Consider the following 15,272-nt stretch of genomic DNA (forward strand, 5'->3'; position numbering starts at 1 on the left):
CAGCCGGGAAATCACGCCGCGAACAACCCTGAGCGAAGCTAAGTTGTAGGCATGCGCTTCGGAATGTTCGTCCCGCAGGGCTGGCGGCTCGACCTGGCCGGCATCGACCCCGCGGACCACTGGAAGACCATGCTCGGCCTCGCGAAACACGCGGAGGCCGGCCCCTTCGAATCGATCTGGGTCTACGACCACTTCCACACCGTGCCGGTTCCGACCGAGGAGGCCACGCACGAGGCGTGGTCGCTGATCTCGGCGTTCGCCGCCGCCACCGAGACCGTCCGGCTCGGGCAGATGTGCACCTGCATGGGGTACCGCAACCCCGCCTACCTGGCGAAGGTCGCCGCGACCGCCGACCTCATCTCCGGCGGGCGGGTCGAAATGGGCATCGGCGCGGGCTGGTACGAGCACGAGTGGCGGGCCTACGGCTACGGCTTCCCGTCCGCCGGCGAGCGGCTCGGGCAGCTCGACGAAGGCGTCCGGATCATGCGGGACCTGTGGACGACCGGAACGTCCACACTGGACGGAAAGCACTACCAGACCGACGGTGCGATCCTGCGCCCGCTGCCCCCGCAGGAGGGCGGTATCCCGCTGTGGATCGCCGGCGGTGGCGAGAAGAAGACGCTCCGGATCGCGGCGAAGTACGCGCGGTACACGAACTTCTTCCCCGAGCCGGAGACCTTCACGCGCAAGTCGGAGATCCTGGCGGCGCACTGCAAGGACGTCGGCACCGACTTCGACGCGATCGTCCGCTCGGGCAACCTCAGCGTCGTCCTCGGCGAGACCGAGAGCGAAGTCCAGGAGAAGCAGGCCTGGCTGAAGGCGCACTACGCGAAGTACGTCCCGGCCGAAGAGGCCGAGCGGGCGGTCGCCACCTTCGCGAGCGGCCCGACCGCCGGCACGCCGGAGCAGGTCGCCGAGCACCTCGCCGCGCTGGGCAAGCGGGGCATGTCGTACGCGATCCTGAACTTCCCGGACGCCGCGTACGACCGGACCGGCATCGACCTGTTCACAAAACACGTCGCGCCGGCCCTGGCGGACTAAAACTGTCGGTCCCCTCCGGTAGCGTGGAAAACGGGGGCTGCTAAGGCACCGCCGGGCTGCCGCCGTCCTGCACGGGCAGCCCGGCGGCAGCCCACGCGCGGAACCCGCCCTCGAGGTCGGTCGCCCGCGGCAGCCCCAGCCGCTGCAGGTCGGCGGCGGCCAGGCTCGACGAGTAGCCCTCGTTGCACACCACGATCACCGTCGAATCCGGGCCGACCGAGGGCAGCCGCCACTCGCTGTCCGGCGCCAGCCGCCACTCCAGGTGGATCCGCTCGACGATCACCGCGCCCGGGATCTCGCCCTCCGCCGCGCGGTTCGCCAGCGGCCGGATGTCGACCACCAGCGCCCCCGCCTCCTGCAGCTCGCGGGCGCGGGCCGGGCCGACCCGAACCAAAGAAGACCGCGCGGCGGCCAGCAGCGAATCGACAGCGCTCATGACCGGACGATACTGGGCAGCGGCGGGATTTCCGCCGGAACGTCGGCCAGCGACGCGTACTCCCGCGTCGCCACCAGCGGCGGCGAGTACGCGTGGACGCTGGCCGCCGGCTGGTCGCCGATACCCGTCACCTGGTGGGCGCGGCCGGCGCCGAAGCCCAGGCCTTCGCCGGCGACGTGCGTCCGCCGCCGGACCTGGCCGCCCGGGTAGCGGTACTCCTCGCCGAGCTCGCCCTGCAGGACGGTGAACGAGCCGGACGCGCCGCCGTGGTCGTGCGGCTTCGTGTGCTGGCCGGGCAGCCACGACAGCAGCCACAGCTCGACGCCGTCGGTCAGGGCCAGCCGGGCCCACCAGCGGCGGTCCTCGTCGAACCGCAGGATGCCGCGCAGGCCCGCGGTCAGCTCGGTGGTGACGGTGGCGGTCAGCTCGGCCAGCTCCCGCGGCGTCCAGAGCAGCCGCGAGGGGTGCAGCAGCTCGGGCAGCAGCGGGTCGGTCAGCTGCGGGTGGATCTCGACGGGCGGACGAACCAGGGACGTGGTCATCGCGGGTGCTCCTCGCAACGCGCAGGGTGATCGGACACGGGGGCAGCGCGGCACCGCACGAGACAGGTCAGCGAAGCCGCGCCCGCGTACACCCGGCCGAAGCGACGAGCAGCAGGTCGATCGCGCGACGGCGCCAGAACGAGCCCCGGGTCACCGGGGTCACGGGCGCGTCGGCGGACATACGGCGATACTCCCACACGCGAGGCCGCCGGGCCCCGGCGTTCCATGTCGTGGAACACCCGGCGACCTGCGTGTTCACCATCTCACCCGGGCGGGTGCGCACGCGCGCGCGACGGCAGACAGAATGGGCCACGTGAGCGAGCCGATCCAGCCCAGCGAACTTGACGACCTCGTGGTCCGGATGGCCGGTGTCGGCGTCCGCCGGGGGACCAACGACCTCCTCGCCGGCCTCGACTGGACCGTCGAACTGGACGAGCGCTGGGTGGTGCTCGGCCCGAACGGCGCGGGCAAGACCACCCTGCTGCGCCTGGCCGCGGCCGAGCTGCACCCGACCACCGGCGAGGTCGACCTGCTCGGCGAGCGGATCGGCCGGGTCAACATCTTCGACCTGCGCCCCCGCATCGGCTTCACCTCGGCCGCCATCGCCCAGCGCGTGCCGGGCGAAGAGCTGGTCAAGGACGTCGTGGTCAGCGCCGGCTACGCGGTGCTCGGCCGCTGGCGTGAGGAATACGACACCCTCGACATGGCCCGCGCGACCGAGCTGCTCGAAGCGATGGGCATCGGGCACCTCGCCGAACGCACCTTCGGCACGCTGTCCGAGGGCGAGCGCAAGCGGGCGCTGATCGCCCGGTCGCTGATGACCGACCCCGAGATGCTGCTGCTCGACGAGCCCGCCGCGGGGCTCGACCTCGGCGGCCGCGAGGACCTGGTCGCGCGCCTCTCCGACCTGGCGATGGACCCCGACGCGCCCGCGTTGGTGCTGGTCACCCACCACGTCGAGGAGATCCCGCCGGGCTTCACCCACGCGCTGCTGCTGCGTGACGGCCACGCGGTGGTGTCCGGTCTCGTCGACGACGTCATCACCAGCGAAAACCTCTCGAAGACCTTCGACCAGGACCTCGTGCTGGAGCGCTCCGGGGATCGCTTCTTCGCCCGTCGTCGCTAGGCTGTCCCTACCGACCGGTAGCGTGCTGGCAGATCGTCAACGAGGAGGATGGGCGTGGGAGAGTTCGTAACACTGGAGGTCAAGGACGGGGTCGGCACGATCCGGCTCGACCGGCCGCCGGTCAACGCCCTGAACGCCCAGGTCACCGCCGAATTCGCCGAGCTGGCGAAGGAGACGGCCGAGCGTGACGACATCCGCGCGGTGATCCTCTACGGCGGCGAGAAGACCTTCGCCGGCGGCGCGGACATCAAGGAGATGGCCGCCCGCAGCTACCCGGAGATCGCGAAGTTCGGCGCCACCCTCACGGGCACGGTCGCGGCCATCGCGAACATCCCGAAGCCGGTCGTCGCCGCCATCACCGGGTACGCCCTCGGCGGCGGCCTCGAGCTGGCCCTGGCCGCCGACTGGCGGGTTGCGGGCGACAACGTCAAGGTCGGCCAGCCCGAGATCCAGCTCGGTGTCATCCCCGGCGCGGGCGGCACGCAGCGCCTGGCCCGGCTGATCGGGCCGAGCAAGACCAAGGACCTCGTCTACACGGGACGGTTCGTCAAGGCCGAAGAGGCGCTGCAGCTGGGGATCGTCGACCAGGTCGTCGCTCCGGACGACGTCTACGCGGCCGCGCACAAGTGGGCCGCCCAGTTCGCGAACGGTCCCGCGATCGCGCTGCGCGCGGCGAAGGCGGCCATCGACGGCGGCCTCGACATGGACCTGGAGAACGCGCTCAAGCTCGAATCGCACCTGTTCGCCGCCCTCTGGGCGACCGAAGACCAGCAGAACGGCATGAAGTCGTTCATCGAAAACGGGCCCGGCAAGGCCACTTTCGAAGGGAAATGACGCCTTGACCGACGTGAACGACCCGGCGCCGAACCCGCACGCCACCGCCGAGGAGGTCCAGGCGGCCTACGCCGACCCCAAGCTGGCGAACGTGCTCTACCACGACTGGGAAGCCGGCACCTACGACGAGAAGTGGTCGATCTCGTACGACGAGCGCTGCATCTCCTACGCCACCGACGTGTTCAACGCCGTCGCGGGCGAGGACGGCCAGCCCTACCAGCACGCGATGGAGCTGGGCAGCGGCACCGGCTTCTTCCTGCTGAACCTGATGCAGGGCGGCGTCGCCAAGAAGGGGTCGGTCACCGACCTCTCGCCCGGCATGGTCCAGGTCGCGCTGCGCAACGCCGAGAAGCTCGGCCTCGACGTCGACGGCCGGGTCGCCGACGCCGAGCGCATCCCGTACGACGACAACACGTTCGACCTGGTGGTCGGGCACGCGGTGCTGCACCACATCCCGGACGTCCAGGCGGCGTTCCGCGAGGTGCTGCGCGTGCTCAAGCCGGGCGGCCGGTTCGTCTTCGCCGGCGAGCCGACCAAGGTCGGCGACTTCTACGCCCGCAAGCTCGGCCAGTTCACCTGGTTCCTGACGACCCGCGTGACGAAGCTGCCGGCGCTGCGCGGCTGGCGGCGTCCGCAGTCCGAACTGGACGAGTCGTCGCGTGCCGCCGCCCTCGAAGCTGTCGTGGACATCCACACTTTCGACCCGTCGGAGCTGGAGTCGTGGGCCCGCGGGGCCGGCGCCCAGGACGTCCGCGCGGTCACCGAGGAGTTCGCCGCGGCGCTCGCGGGCTGGCCGATCCGGACGTTCGAAGCCGCGGTGCCGTCGGAGAAGCTGACCGTGCGCTGGCGGCTGTTCGCCTACCACCTGTGGCTGCGGCTGTCCGCCGTGGACAAGAAGGTGCTCTCGAAGATCCTGCCGCGGGAGCTGTTCTACAACGTCATGATCACCGGGACCAAGCGGCCGTCCTGAGTTGGGTTATTCGTTCAGCCTCGGCGACGTCGCCTACCTGCGTTCCGGCGCGGGGACGGCGGCGCTCGCCGAGGTTTCGGCGCTGCCGCTGACCGACCCGATCGCGTCGGTCGCGGCCGTCCGCCGTCTCGTGGGCTCGGAGCACGCGGCCGCTGTCCTGGAAACCGTGCTGCTGCGGCGGAAAGCCGTCGGCAAGCTGTCCGGTGTGGACTGGCTGTTCACCTCCGACGCGCTCCAGCAGGCGAGCGCGTCGGTCGTCGCGCGGCACCGGGCGGCCCGGCTGGCGGGTCTCGACGTCCACGACGTCACCTGCTCGGTGGGCGCGGACCTCGTCGAAATCGCGCGGGTGGCGCGGCTCGCGGTGGGGTCCGATGTGGACCCGGTGCGGCTGGAAATGGCCCGGCACAACGGGACTTTGTCGGGTGTCGCGTTCGGACTCGCGCGCGCCGACGCCCTGCGTCCGGTCAGCCGGTCCGGGGTCGTCGTCGCGGACCCGGCCCGGCGCGACTCCGCCGGCCGCCGGGCGTGGAAACCCGCCGACTTCGCCCCGCCGCTGGACGGATTGGTCGAGGCCTATCCGGGGCGGCCCTTGTCCGTGAAGTGCGCGCCCGGCCTCGACTTCGCGCTCACGCCGTGGGCCGAGGAAGTCGAACTGGTGTCCCTGGACGGCCAGGTCCGCGAATCCTGCCTCTGGCGGGGCCTGGGCACCGGCGTCACCCGCCGGGCGACCGTGCTGCGCTCGGACGGGACACAGTGGACGGTCACCGACGCCGAACCGGACGAACTGCCCACCCGGGACCCGGGGGAGTGGATCGTCGACCCCGACGGCGCCGTCATCCGGGCCGGGCTGGTCCGCCACTACGCGGCGCGCCACGGGTTGTGGCAGCTCGACGAACGCATCGCGTACTTGACCGGGGACACGCCGCCGCCGGGCGTGCGGGCGTTCCGCGTCCTGGAGCACGGGCCGTACACCGAGAAGGCCCTGAAGGCCGTCCTCAAGCGACACGACGTCGGACGGCTGGAAATCCTGGTGCGCGGCCTGGACATCGACCCGGACGCGCTGCGGCGGCGGCTGAAACCGCGTGGCGGCGCGGAGGCGTCGGTGGTGCTGACGCGGATCGGCCGGTCGCCCGTCGCGTTCCTGTGCCGCGCGGAAAGAATCAACTGAACGGAAACTTTCGAGGGGTGGAACTCCGGGTGAACGTGACGTAGGTTCCCCGGGTCGTCAAGTTCCACTGGAGGGTTCGCCGTGTCCGGAAAATGGTCAAGTCTCGTCAAGCTCGCCGCCGCCGCGGCCATCGGCGCCACCGTCGCCTCCGGGGCCACCGCGCTGGCCGGATCCGACGAGTCCACCGCCGCCCGCTCGAAGGAGCCGGCCAACATCGGCCAGGTCAAGCTGGACGTCAAGGCGTACTACGGCGACTACCTCGACGCCGCGGGCAAACACCACTATTCGGACACCAGCCAGTTCGTGAAGGACACCACCCGGATCGTCGCGGACGCGAAGCGCTACCTGCAGCAGTCGCTGGGCCGGGTGAAGAACCCGGCGGTCGTGCTGGACGTCGACGACACGTCCGAGGTCACCTACGGCTGGGAGGCCGACAACGACTTCGGCTTCGACCCGGTCAAGCAGCAGCAGGCCATCGACAACGGCACGTTCGTGGCGAACAAGCCGGTGCTGGAGCTGGCCAACTGGGCGGCGCAGCACGGCGTCAAGGTGTACTTCCTGACCGGCCGCAACGAGTTCCAGGGCCCGCAGTCGCTGAAGAACCTGGCCAACGAGGGCTTCCCGGCCCCGGCGGGCGCGTTCTTCAAGCCGAAGACGACCGCGCCGGACTACCTGCCGTGCGGCCTGACCTGCACCACCGTCCAGTACAAGTCGGGCACGCGGGCGCACATCGAGGCGACCGGCGCGAAGATCGTGCTGAACCTCGGTGACCAGTTCAGCGACCTCGAAGGCGGCTACGCGCTGCGACCGGTCAAGCTGCCGAACCCGATGTACTACCTGCCCTGACTTCGCGCGGGCGGAATATCGGGCGGGCCCGGCTTGCTGCTCCTGGTACACAGGAGTCTGAGGGAGCTGACATGGCGAAGAAGGTTCTGCAGCCGGGCCCGGACCACCCGATCACCGTCGAGCCGACCAAGGCGCGCGTGGTGGTCAAGGCGGGTGGGCGCGTCATCGCGGACAGCCGCAATGCGTTCACCCTGCAGGAATCCACGTACCCGGCGGTCCAGTACATCCCCCTGGCGGACGTCGACGCGGCCGTGCTCGAACGGACCGACCACGAGACGTACTGCCCGTACAAGGGCGAGGCGAGCTACTACTCGCTCGACGCGGGCGAGGTGCGGGCCGAGAACGCGGTCTGGACGTACGAGAAGCCGTACGACGCGGTCGCGCCGATCAAGGACCACGTCGCGTTCTACCCGGACGTCGTCGATTCGATCGAGCTGGTCGAAGACTGAGGGAACCGCCGGCGTCACTAGACTGGCGGCGGTGTTGATCACCACGGAGAGGCTCACGCTGCACGCGTGGTCCGAAGATTTCTTCGACGACCTGTTCGCCATGGCCCAGCTCCCCGAGACGGTCCGTTACGTGGGAACCGGCGAGCCGTGGAGCCACGAGTACGCGCTGGCCAAGCACCGCGCAACGCTGGCGCACTGGGCAGAGCACGGCTACGGCTGGTTCGCGGTCTCGGCGGCGCCGGGCACGTTCGACGGAGTGGTGTCACTGGTCCGGCGCACCGCCACGGAATCGGGTCTCGGCCTCCCGGCGGTGGAGATGGGCTGGTGGATCGCACCATCGGGCTGGGGCCGCGGCTACGCAACGGAAGCAACGACGGCGGTGCGGGACAAGGCATTCGAGTCAGGCTGGGCAGACCGGCTACTGGCGGTGTACGAGCCGGTCAACGAACCGTCGGGCCGGGTGGTGGAGAAACTCGGGTTCACACCGCACAGCAGGTTCGTGCTGGACGGCCGGGTGGAGCAGCGAGCGGTCCTGGAGCGCCCCAGCTGACCGGAGTTGCCCACAGCCGGCACCGGTTGTGGGCAACTCCGGCCGCGACCACCGGCAGCGCCGGAAACTGTCAGTGGTCGCCGGTAGCGTGGAAGACGGGGGGCGCCCCCGCGGCCGGGGTGGATTGCGGCGAAGTCGTCACCCGCGGCCGGGGTGGATTGCGGCGAAGTCGTCATCCGCGGCCGGGGCGGGTGGCGGCGAAGTCGTCACCCGCGGCCGGGGTAGGTTTCGGTGAAGTCGTCACGCCGAGGCGGGCACCGGAACATCGCCGACCCACCGGTGCACCGCCTCGGCCAGCCCCGTGTCACCGGAGTCGCGCGTGCCCACCCAGGCGACGTGCCCGTCCGGCCGCAGCAGCACCGCGTCGATGCCCGAAGTGTCCGCAGTATCCAAAGTGGACGCCATCACCACCGCAACCCCCGCCGACCACGCGCCGAACGCTCCCGAGGAAGTCAGGTCCACCAGCACCGGCCGCCCGGCGTGCAGCAGCTTCGCCAGGTGCGTCTCCGCTCCCGACACCCGCAGCGGCACGTCCGGCGCCAGCCGGCCCAGCCACGCGTGCCCGCCCGGCTCGTAACACGCGTCCAGCCCCGTGATGATCTCCGCCAGCGCCCGGTTGCCCGCCGGGTGCGCGGCCACGCGGCGCATCAGGTCCGCCCACGGCTCCGCGCCCGCTTCCTCCAATGCCACCTGCGCCTGCGTGTTCGCCAGGATCCGGGCGCCCGCTGCGTGGCGCTCGTCGTGGTAGGTGTCCAGGAGGCCATCTGGGGCCGTTCCGTGCACCGTGGCCGCCAGTTTCCAGCCGAGGTTGAACGCGTCGTCGAGGGCGACGTTCACGCCGATCGCGCCGGCCGGCGGGTGGATGTGGGCCGCGTCGCCCGCCAGCAGCACCCGGTCTTCGCGGTACCGCGCGGCCAGGCGCGCGGCGTTGCCGAACCGGGTCAGCCAGCGCGGTGCGCGCAGCTCGACGTGCCCGCCGAGCGCCGTGTCCACCTGCTCCTGCAGGCGTTCCAGCGTGACAGGCGTGTCCTTGTCCGACGGCGGGTCGTCCTCGCGGACCACGATCCGGACGTACCCGGGCCGCGGGATGACGAACACGCTCCGCCCGTCCGGCCCGGCCGAAGGCCCGTACGGCAGCTCGCATTCGACGTCCCCGAGCAGCGCGTACCAGCGCGCGTCCACCCCGGGGAACTCGATGCCCGCCTGCTTGCGCACCGTGCTGCGGCCGCCGTCGCAGCCCACCAGGTACCGCGCGCGAATGTCTAGTCCATTGTGGATGGACGCCGTCACGCCGTCGCCGTCCTGCCTGAACGACCGCAGTTCGTGCCCGTGCAGGATTTCCACGCCGAGCTCCCGCGCACGCGCCTCCAGCACCTCCTCGACGCGGGTTTGCGGGATGCCCAGCGAGAACGGGTGGTCGGTCGCCGTGCCGTCGAGCAGGAGCGGGTCGGGCAGGCCGGTGACCGGCGCGATCGGCACCCGGTGGCCCTCGGCCACGAGCCCTTCCGCCAGGCCGCGGCGGGCCAGCAGATCCAGTGAACGCGAGTTGAGGTTGAAGCCGCGGCAGTACGGCGGCCGCTCCGGCAGGCGTTCGACGATCGTGGTGCGGACGCCAGCCAGCGCGAGCTCCGCGGCGAGCAGCAGGCCGGCCGGACCGGCGCCGGCGACGAGGACGTCGGGATCGGACATGGTTTCCCCTCAGGAGTTTTCGGGCCACGGCAGGGAGCCGGACCGGATTTCGGCGGCCGTGCGGCGCGCCCAGTCGAGCTCCGCGCGCCAGGCGTGCTGGGCGAACTCGACCTCGATCATGAACAGCCGCGGCATGCCCTTGCCGACGGTTTCGGCTAGCGCGGTGTCGGCGCCGTCGATGCGTTCGGCGAGGTGGCGGGCGCGTTCCTCCAGCGCGTCGGCGGCCCGCTCCGGGCCGAGCGCGCCGAGGTAGCTCACCGCCGCGACGAACTTCGCGTACTCCGCGACCGGTTCGCGGACGAGCTCGTCGAGCCAGGCGACGAACTCCTGGTGCCCGAGTTCGGTGTGCGCGTAGACGGTCCGCTCCGGCCGGTTGCCGTCCCTGACCGTCTCGACGGGCTCGATCCAGCGGTGCTTCGCCAGCGCCTCCACGGTGTCGTAGAGCGAGCCCGGGTTGATCTTGAACGTCGAGTCCTTGTAGCGCTCGCGCAGCGTGGACGCCATTTCGTACGGGTGCATCGGGCGTTCCAGCAGCAGCCCGAGCAGGGCCAGCGCGAGGGTGTTGCGGATCTTGCGTGACGGCACTAGTCGCTCCCTATTAGTCGGAACCGACTATACGACCGCCGTCAAGCCGGCTAGAAGCGCGTGTGCTCCAGCCAGTGGGTGAAGAGCGCCGCGTCGCCGGACACGGTGAGCCGCGGGTCGTCCGCGGCGATGCGCGCGGTGAGCGCGAGCAGCAGGTCGACGGCGCGGCCCTCGACGACGACGTCGGCATCACCGGTTTCCTCGCTCACCTCGACCCCGGACGGCGTCCGCCGGGCCAGCCAGCCCGCCTCGGGATCGGTGGCGTGGAACAGCAGCGTCTCGCCGGTGCCTCGCAACGGCGTCCGGTCCAGCGCGGGTGCTGCAGCCGCGAGAAGACGGCCACCAGGTCCAGACCCTCGGCGATCCCGTCCGCGGCGAGATCGGCGTCGACGTCGTAAGGCGCGCCCGTCGCGAAGGTGGCGTCCGCGCGGTGGACGACCGTTTCGTGGGTGAGCCGCCGCGTCCAGAACCCGGCGCGCCGGTCGGGCGTCCACGTCGACGTCGGGGTTTCGGGGCCGACCTCGGTGACGGCGGCGACGAGCCGCTCCGCACCGTCGCGCAACCAGGCACCGAGGGTCTCGAACGCGGGCGGTTCGTCGATCGTGACGGCTTCGAAGGGTACGTAGCCCGTGGGCCGGCTCGCGATGATCGCGGCGGACTTGTGGTAGGCGACGCCGACGTGGCGGGTCAGGTCCCGCAGTGTCCACTCCGGACACGTCGGGACGCGCACGTCCGGATCGGCGCCCGCGATCACCACGCTGAACAGGTCCGCTTCGGTGACGAGGGCGACGGCCAGCCGGTCGTGGCTCAAGGACTTCACCCCACCACGGTAGGCCGCACGACGGCGGCCGTGGGGTCATGATCGGCTGCCCCGAAGACGACCTCCCCGGACCTGGACAAGGAGGAAGCCCGCGGCGAAGATCCGTAGGGTGGCGGGGTGACTGGGGAGTTGAAGCGGGCCCGGCTGGGCGTTTCCGTCGTGTTCGCCGTGTGCGGTGCCGCGTTCGCGACCTGGCTGGCGCGGGTGCCCGCGGTGCAGGAACGGCTCGGGCTGAGCACGGGCGAGCTGGCGACCGGCCTGTTCGGGCTCGCCGCCGGCTCGGTGCTGGCGCTGCTGGGCGCGGGCGCGCTGCTGACCCGGATCGGCAGCCGCGCGGCCGTGGTGCTCGGTGCCGTCGTGCTGTGCGCGGGCCTGCCGCTGGTCGCGCTCGCGTGGTCGGCGCCGGTGTTCTGCGCCGCGCTCGTCGTGCTCGGGGTGGGCAACAGCCTGCTCGACGTCGCGATGAACGCCCACGCCGCCCGCGTCGAGGAGGGCTACGACCGCCCGATCTTCGCCGGCTTCCACGCCTTCTGGAACATCGGCGGCCTCGCGGGCTCGGGCGTCGACGCGCTGATGGAAGCCGCGCGGGTCCCGGTGACCGTGCACTTCCCGGTCGCCGGCGCGGTGCTGCTGGCGGTGGCGCTGTGGGCGGCCCGCACCCGGTTCCTCGGCGGCGCCGACCGCGGCCAGGGCGGCGCGGCGTTCGCCTGGCCGAGCCGGGCGCTGGTGCCACTGGGCGTGATCGCCTTCTGCGGGTTCGTCGCGGAGGGCGCGGTCAACAGCTGGAGCGCGGTGTACCTCGCCGACGTCACCGGCGCGACGCCCGCGTTGGCCTCACTCGGCTACTTCGCCTTTTCGGGGACGATGATCGCGGTCCGCCTGGTCGCCGACCGCGTCGTGGCCCGGACGGGCGCGGTCCGCTTCGTCCGCGTCGCGGCGGCGGTCGCGGTGCTGGGCTTCGCCGTGGTCCTCGCGGTGCCGTGGCCGGTCGCGGTGGTGTTCGGGTTCGCGGTGGTCGGGCTCGGCGTGGCCGGGATCGTGCCGATCGCCTGGAGCGTGGCGAGCCGCAAGCAGGCGGACGCGCCGGCCCGCGCGGTGGCCGCCGTCGCGGCCTGCGGGTACCTGGGGTTCCTGGTCGAGCCGGTGCTGGTCGGCGCACTCGCCACCCACGTCGGCCTGCACTGGGCCCTGTCGTCGGCGGTCGCGGTCACCTTCGCGATCATCTTTCTCGCGCCGTCGCTGCGGGAATCCGCCCGCACGCGCGCTGGTTCGGCTTAGCCTCCGACGAGGGGTGCAGTGGGGAAGAAGCCGTTCGGATCGACACTGAATAGGCGGGGGAAGCCGAGTTCGTGGCGATGGTGCAAGAGGTCAGGTCCCGCCGCATCACGGTCTGCCGTCTCCGCGGCGGGGTCCAGCGGGAGGACACTGTGGTCCGGGAGTGGTCCGGCACCGAGCGGCTCCTGCCCGGGGTGACCCTCGTCGAGGCCGGCAGGCACTTCCCCGGCGCCGCGGTCGCCCACGTCGAGAACGCCACCGGCGGCACCCTGCTGGTCGGCGACACCATGATCCCGGTGCCCGCCGGCTCGAACCGTACGAGTTCGACCGGCTCCACAGCCCCCTCGGCGGCCAGGTCCTCGGGGACGCCAAGGGCGCTGTGCGCCGGTCCGCGGAGCGCTACATCGCCTGGGTGAGCGGGGCGAACGACCACCTCGGCCGAGCCGGTGCCATCATCGGCGGATGATCTCCGGTACGGCAGGCACCTGGACGCTCGGCGACCTGACGGTCAACCGCATCGGCTTCGGCGCGATGCGGTTGCCGCAAAACGGCCAGGCCTTCGCCGCCGACGCCGTCCCGCGCGACCGCGACCAGGCGATCGCCGTGCTGCGCCGGGCCGTCGAGCTGGGCGTAAACCACATCGACACGGCGGCGTTCTACTTCTCGCGGCTGCGTTCGGCCAACGAGCTGATCAACCGCGCGCTGGCGCCGTACCCCGACGACCTGGTCATCGCCACCAAGGTCGGCCCGGCCCGCGACCCGGCGGGCGAGTGGCTGCCCCTGGCCCGCCCGGAGCAGCTGCGCGGGCAGGTCGAAGAGAACCTGCGCCAGCTCGGCCGCGACCACCTGGACGTGGTGAACCTGCGCGTCGCCGGGCTCGACTCGATCACCGAGCACTTCGGCGTGCTGGCCGAGCTGCGGGCGGCCGGGCTGATCCGCCACTTGGGCATTTCCAACGCGCGGCCCGAGCACCTCGCCCAGGCACAGGCCGTCGCGCCGGTGGTCTGCGTGCAGAACGCGTACGGCCTGGGGTACCGCCGGGGACAGGACGCGTTCCTCCGCACCTGCGGAGAGCAGGGCATCGCGTTCGTGCCGTTCTTCGCGATCGCCGGCGCCGGGCGCGAGGCGGGCGCGGGCGGTGACGAGCACGAGGAGGTGCTCGCCACCGCCCGGGCGCACGGGGCGAGCCCGGTGCAGGTCCGGCTCGCGTGGGCGCTGCGGCGGGGACCTCACGTGCTGGTCATCCCCGGCACCGGCACCCCTGGTCATTTGGAGGACAACGTCGCCGCCGGCGCCCTCCGGCTCACGCCGGACGAGCTCGCCGGCCTCGACGCCGTCCACGCCGCCTCACCGGAGCGGTGAGCCGAACCAGCGGGCCAGGTGGCCGTCCAGGTCCCGTTGGTCGTCGCCGGCCCAGGCGACGTAGCCGTCGGGACGCAGCAGGATCGCCGGAACGTCGAGGGCCGCGGCCGGGTCAGCGAGGTGGTCGACGCGGCCGGCCCAGCCGTCGGCGGTCAGGCGTCCGGTGCGGTCCAGGAGCAGGCCACGGCCGCGGTGCAGCCGGTCGTAGAGGCGGCCCTGCGCCACGTCGATGTCGCGCAACCGGCGGCCGAGCAGATCGGGGCCTTCGCCGAAATCGTACCGAAGATCGATCGCGGTGATCTTCCCGATGAGGTGGCGGTTGACCTCGCCGAGGTCCATCAGCTCGGTGAGCAGCCTGCGCACGGCCCCCGGGCCCGGTCCGCGCGACGTCAGCTCCTGCTGGGCCCGGGTGTTGTCCAGCACGGCCTCGGCGACCGGACGACGTTCGGCCTCGTAGGTGTCCAGCAGGGGTGCCGGCGCCCAGCCGCGGATCCGGCCGGCCAGTTTCCAGCCGAGGTTGAAGGCGTCCTGGACGCCCAGGTTGAGGCCCTGGCCGCCGAGGGGCGGGTGGATGTGGGCCGCGTCGCCGGCCAGCAGCACCCGCCCGACGCGGTACCGCTCGGCGAGCCGGGTGGCGTCGCCGAAACGCGACAACCAGCGCGGGGAGTGCACGCCGAAGTCGGTTCCGGCGACGGCCCGGAGCTGTTGCCGAAAATCGTCCAGGGTCGGCGGCGTCGCGCGATCGCCGACGCCCGCGGCCGGGACGACGACGCTGTAGACGCCTTCGCCGAAGGGCCGCAGCCAGAACGGCCGATGGGTCTCACCGACCTCGGCGACCTTGGCGGCGATCTCCGTCGGCGGCGCCGTCGCGGCCATCTCGCCCATCAGCGTCTCGGTCCGCGAAGGCTCGCCGGGAAAGCCGACGCCGCTCAGCTTGCGCACCGCGCTGCGCCCGCCGTCACAGCCGACGAGGTAGCGGGCACGCAGTCGTTCACCGTCGGCCAGCTCGACGGTCACGCCCTGGTCGTCTTGCTCGAAATCGACCACGGCGGCGCCGCGCCGGACCTCGGCACCGAGGTCGATCGCGTGTTCTTCGAGGAGCCGGACGACGACCGGCTGCGGGATGCCCAGCAGGTAGGCGTGCGCGGAGTCGAGGTCCGGGGGTGCGGGCTTGGGGATCGCGGCGAAGAAACCGCCGGCCGGACGCTGCCGTCCGTGGGCGCGGAGGCGGTCGAGCAGGCCGCGCATCGCCATCAGCTCGAGGCTGCGGATGTGCAGGCCGACGATCCGGACGGACGACGCGGGCTCGGTGTCCTGTTCGAGGACGATCACCCGCACGCCGTGCAGCCGCAGCTCGGCGGCCAGTGTTGCCCCGGTCGGCCCGCAGCCGGCGATGACGACGTCGAACGGTTCGGTGGTGGAATCCACGGTGGTGCCTTTCGGGAGTGCCTGGGGGCGCTCCCGGCGACACCTACGTCAATCGCCTGGCCGTGACTGGCGGGGGAGCACCCACGTCGATCCAGCGTTCATGGGTCTCACCTCCTCGGGCGGTGTCACGGTCCCGGGCAAGGTACAGCCC

General features: G+C 72.0%; 18 protein-coding genes. 11 read left to right on the forward strand and 7 right to left on the reverse strand.

The features are described 5' to 3' along the window. Window positions 1–51: 51 nt before the first annotated feature. Complete coding sequence (locus BLW76_RS11415) at window positions 52–1,041, forward strand: LLM class F420-dependent oxidoreductase (protein WP_091306141.1); 990 nt, start codon at window positions 52–54, stop codon at window positions 1,039–1,041. Window positions 1,042–1,081: 40 nt separating this feature from the next. On the opposite strand, the gene BLW76_RS11420 is transcribed toward BLW76_RS11415, so the two are convergent. Together BLW76_RS11420 and BLW76_RS11425 are read right to left on the reverse strand one after the other, a co-directional pair. Then, complete coding sequence (locus BLW76_RS11420) at window positions 1,082–1,477, reverse strand: rhodanese-like domain-containing protein (RefSeq protein WP_091306143.1); 396 nt, start codon at window positions 1,475–1,477, stop codon at window positions 1,082–1,084. Beyond that, window positions 1,474–2,019: a cysteine dioxygenase gene (locus tag BLW76_RS11425; protein ID WP_091306145.1), complete on the reverse strand. Its 546-nt coding sequence runs from the start codon at window positions 2,017–2,019 to the stop codon at window positions 1,474–1,476. The genes BLW76_RS11420 and BLW76_RS11425 overlap by 4 nt, the downstream gene beginning before the upstream one ends. Window positions 2,020–2,323: 304 nt before the next feature. Between BLW76_RS11425 and BLW76_RS11430 the strand changes: the two genes are divergently transcribed. From BLW76_RS11430 to BLW76_RS11460, 7 genes are all read left to right on the forward strand, one after another. After that, window positions 2,324–3,145 (forward strand): ABC transporter ATP-binding protein, encoded by an 822-nt coding sequence (locus BLW76_RS11430; protein WP_167384576.1) that lies wholly within the window; start codon window positions 2,324–2,326, stop codon window positions 3,143–3,145. Window positions 3,146–3,199: 54 nt separating this feature from the next. After that, the gene (locus tag BLW76_RS11435) at window positions 3,200–3,979 is read left to right on the forward strand and encodes an enoyl-CoA hydratase/isomerase family protein (RefSeq protein ID WP_091306146.1); all 780 of its coding nucleotides are present in this window, start codon (window positions 3,200–3,202) and stop codon (window positions 3,977–3,979) included. A gap of 4 nt (window positions 3,980–3,983) precedes the next feature. Then, window positions 3,984–4,949 carry a class I SAM-dependent methyltransferase gene (locus BLW76_RS11440; protein ID WP_091306148.1) on the forward strand — a complete coding sequence of 322 codons (966 nt, stop codon included), beginning with the start codon at window positions 3,984–3,986 and terminating at the stop codon, window positions 4,947–4,949. A gap of 1 nt (window position 4,950) precedes the next feature. After that, entirely contained in the window at window positions 4,951–6,117 is a 1,167-nt protein-coding gene (locus tag BLW76_RS11445) for a class I SAM-dependent methyltransferase (RefSeq protein ID WP_091306149.1), read from the forward strand. Window positions 6,118–6,198: 81 nt separating this feature from the next. Next, window positions 6,199–6,963, forward strand: a complete 765-nt coding sequence (locus tag BLW76_RS11450; RefSeq protein WP_091306151.1) for an HAD family acid phosphatase — start codon at window positions 6,199–6,201, stop codon at window positions 6,961–6,963. 71 nt (window positions 6,964–7,034) lie between these two features. Continuing rightward, window positions 7,035–7,412: a DUF427 domain-containing protein gene (locus tag BLW76_RS11455; RefSeq protein ID WP_091306152.1), complete on the forward strand. Its 378-nt coding sequence runs from the start codon at window positions 7,035–7,037 to the stop codon at window positions 7,410–7,412. A gap of 31 nt (window positions 7,413–7,443) precedes the next feature. Next, the gene (locus BLW76_RS11460; protein WP_091306154.1) at window positions 7,444–7,962 is read left to right on the forward strand and encodes a GNAT family N-acetyltransferase; all 519 of its coding nucleotides are present in this window, start codon (window positions 7,444–7,446) and stop codon (window positions 7,960–7,962) included. Between the two features lie 240 nt (window positions 7,963–8,202). On the opposite strand, the gene BLW76_RS11465 is transcribed toward BLW76_RS11460, so the two are convergent. Genes BLW76_RS11465 through BLW76_RS11475 form a run of 4 tightly spaced genes read right to left on the reverse strand, consistent with a single transcriptional unit; the run spans window position 8,203 to window position 11,056 of the window. Then, window positions 8,203–9,651 carry an FAD-dependent monooxygenase gene (locus BLW76_RS11465; RefSeq protein WP_091306155.1) on the reverse strand — a complete coding sequence of 483 codons (1,449 nt, stop codon included), beginning with the start codon at window positions 9,649–9,651 and terminating at the stop codon, window positions 8,203–8,205. A gap of 9 nt (window positions 9,652–9,660) precedes the next feature. Continuing rightward, the gene (locus BLW76_RS11470; RefSeq protein ID WP_091306157.1) at window positions 9,661–10,236 is read right to left on the reverse strand and encodes a PadR family transcriptional regulator; all 576 of its coding nucleotides are present in this window, start codon (window positions 10,234–10,236) and stop codon (window positions 9,661–9,663) included. Window positions 10,237–10,286: 50 nt separating this feature from the next. Continuing rightward, window positions 10,287–10,445 carry a hypothetical protein gene (locus BLW76_RS49545; protein WP_244170134.1) on the reverse strand — a complete coding sequence of 53 codons (159 nt, stop codon included), beginning with the start codon at window positions 10,443–10,445 and terminating at the stop codon, window positions 10,287–10,289. Next, window positions 10,442–11,056 carry a maleylpyruvate isomerase family mycothiol-dependent enzyme gene (locus tag BLW76_RS11475; protein WP_244170135.1) on the reverse strand — a complete coding sequence of 205 codons (615 nt, stop codon included), beginning with the start codon at window positions 11,054–11,056 and terminating at the stop codon, window positions 10,442–10,444. Before BLW76_RS11475 ends, BLW76_RS49545 begins: the two co-directional genes overlap by 4 nt. A 117-nt stretch (window positions 11,057–11,173) precedes the next feature. On the opposite strand from BLW76_RS11475, the gene BLW76_RS11480 reads away from it, so the two are divergent. From BLW76_RS11480 to BLW76_RS11490, 3 genes are all read left to right on the forward strand, one after another. Then, on the forward strand, window positions 11,174–12,334 hold the full coding sequence (locus tag BLW76_RS11480; protein ID WP_091306158.1) for an MFS transporter: 1,161 nt from the start codon (window positions 11,174–11,176) through the stop codon (window positions 12,332–12,334). Window positions 12,335–12,405: 71 nt separating this feature from the next. Next, window positions 12,406–12,747: a hypothetical protein gene (locus BLW76_RS11485; RefSeq protein WP_244170136.1), complete on the forward strand. Its 342-nt coding sequence runs from the start codon at window positions 12,406–12,408 to the stop codon at window positions 12,745–12,747. Between the two features lie 46 nt (window positions 12,748–12,793). Then, window positions 12,794–13,693: an oxidoreductase gene (locus tag BLW76_RS11490; protein WP_091306160.1), complete on the forward strand. Its 900-nt coding sequence runs from the start codon at window positions 12,794–12,796 to the stop codon at window positions 13,691–13,693. On the opposite strand, the gene BLW76_RS11495 is transcribed toward BLW76_RS11490, so the two are convergent. Continuing rightward, entirely contained in the window at window positions 13,679–15,121 is a 1,443-nt protein-coding gene (locus tag BLW76_RS11495; RefSeq protein WP_091306161.1) for an FAD-dependent monooxygenase, read from the reverse strand. The genes BLW76_RS11490 and BLW76_RS11495 overlap by 15 nt on opposite strands. Window positions 15,122–15,272 lie beyond the last annotated feature (151 nt).

It is taken from the genome of Amycolatopsis tolypomycina (genome assembly GCF_900105945.1).
Classification (GTDB): Bacteria; Actinomycetota; Actinomycetes; order Mycobacteriales; family Pseudonocardiaceae; genus Amycolatopsis; species Amycolatopsis tolypomycina.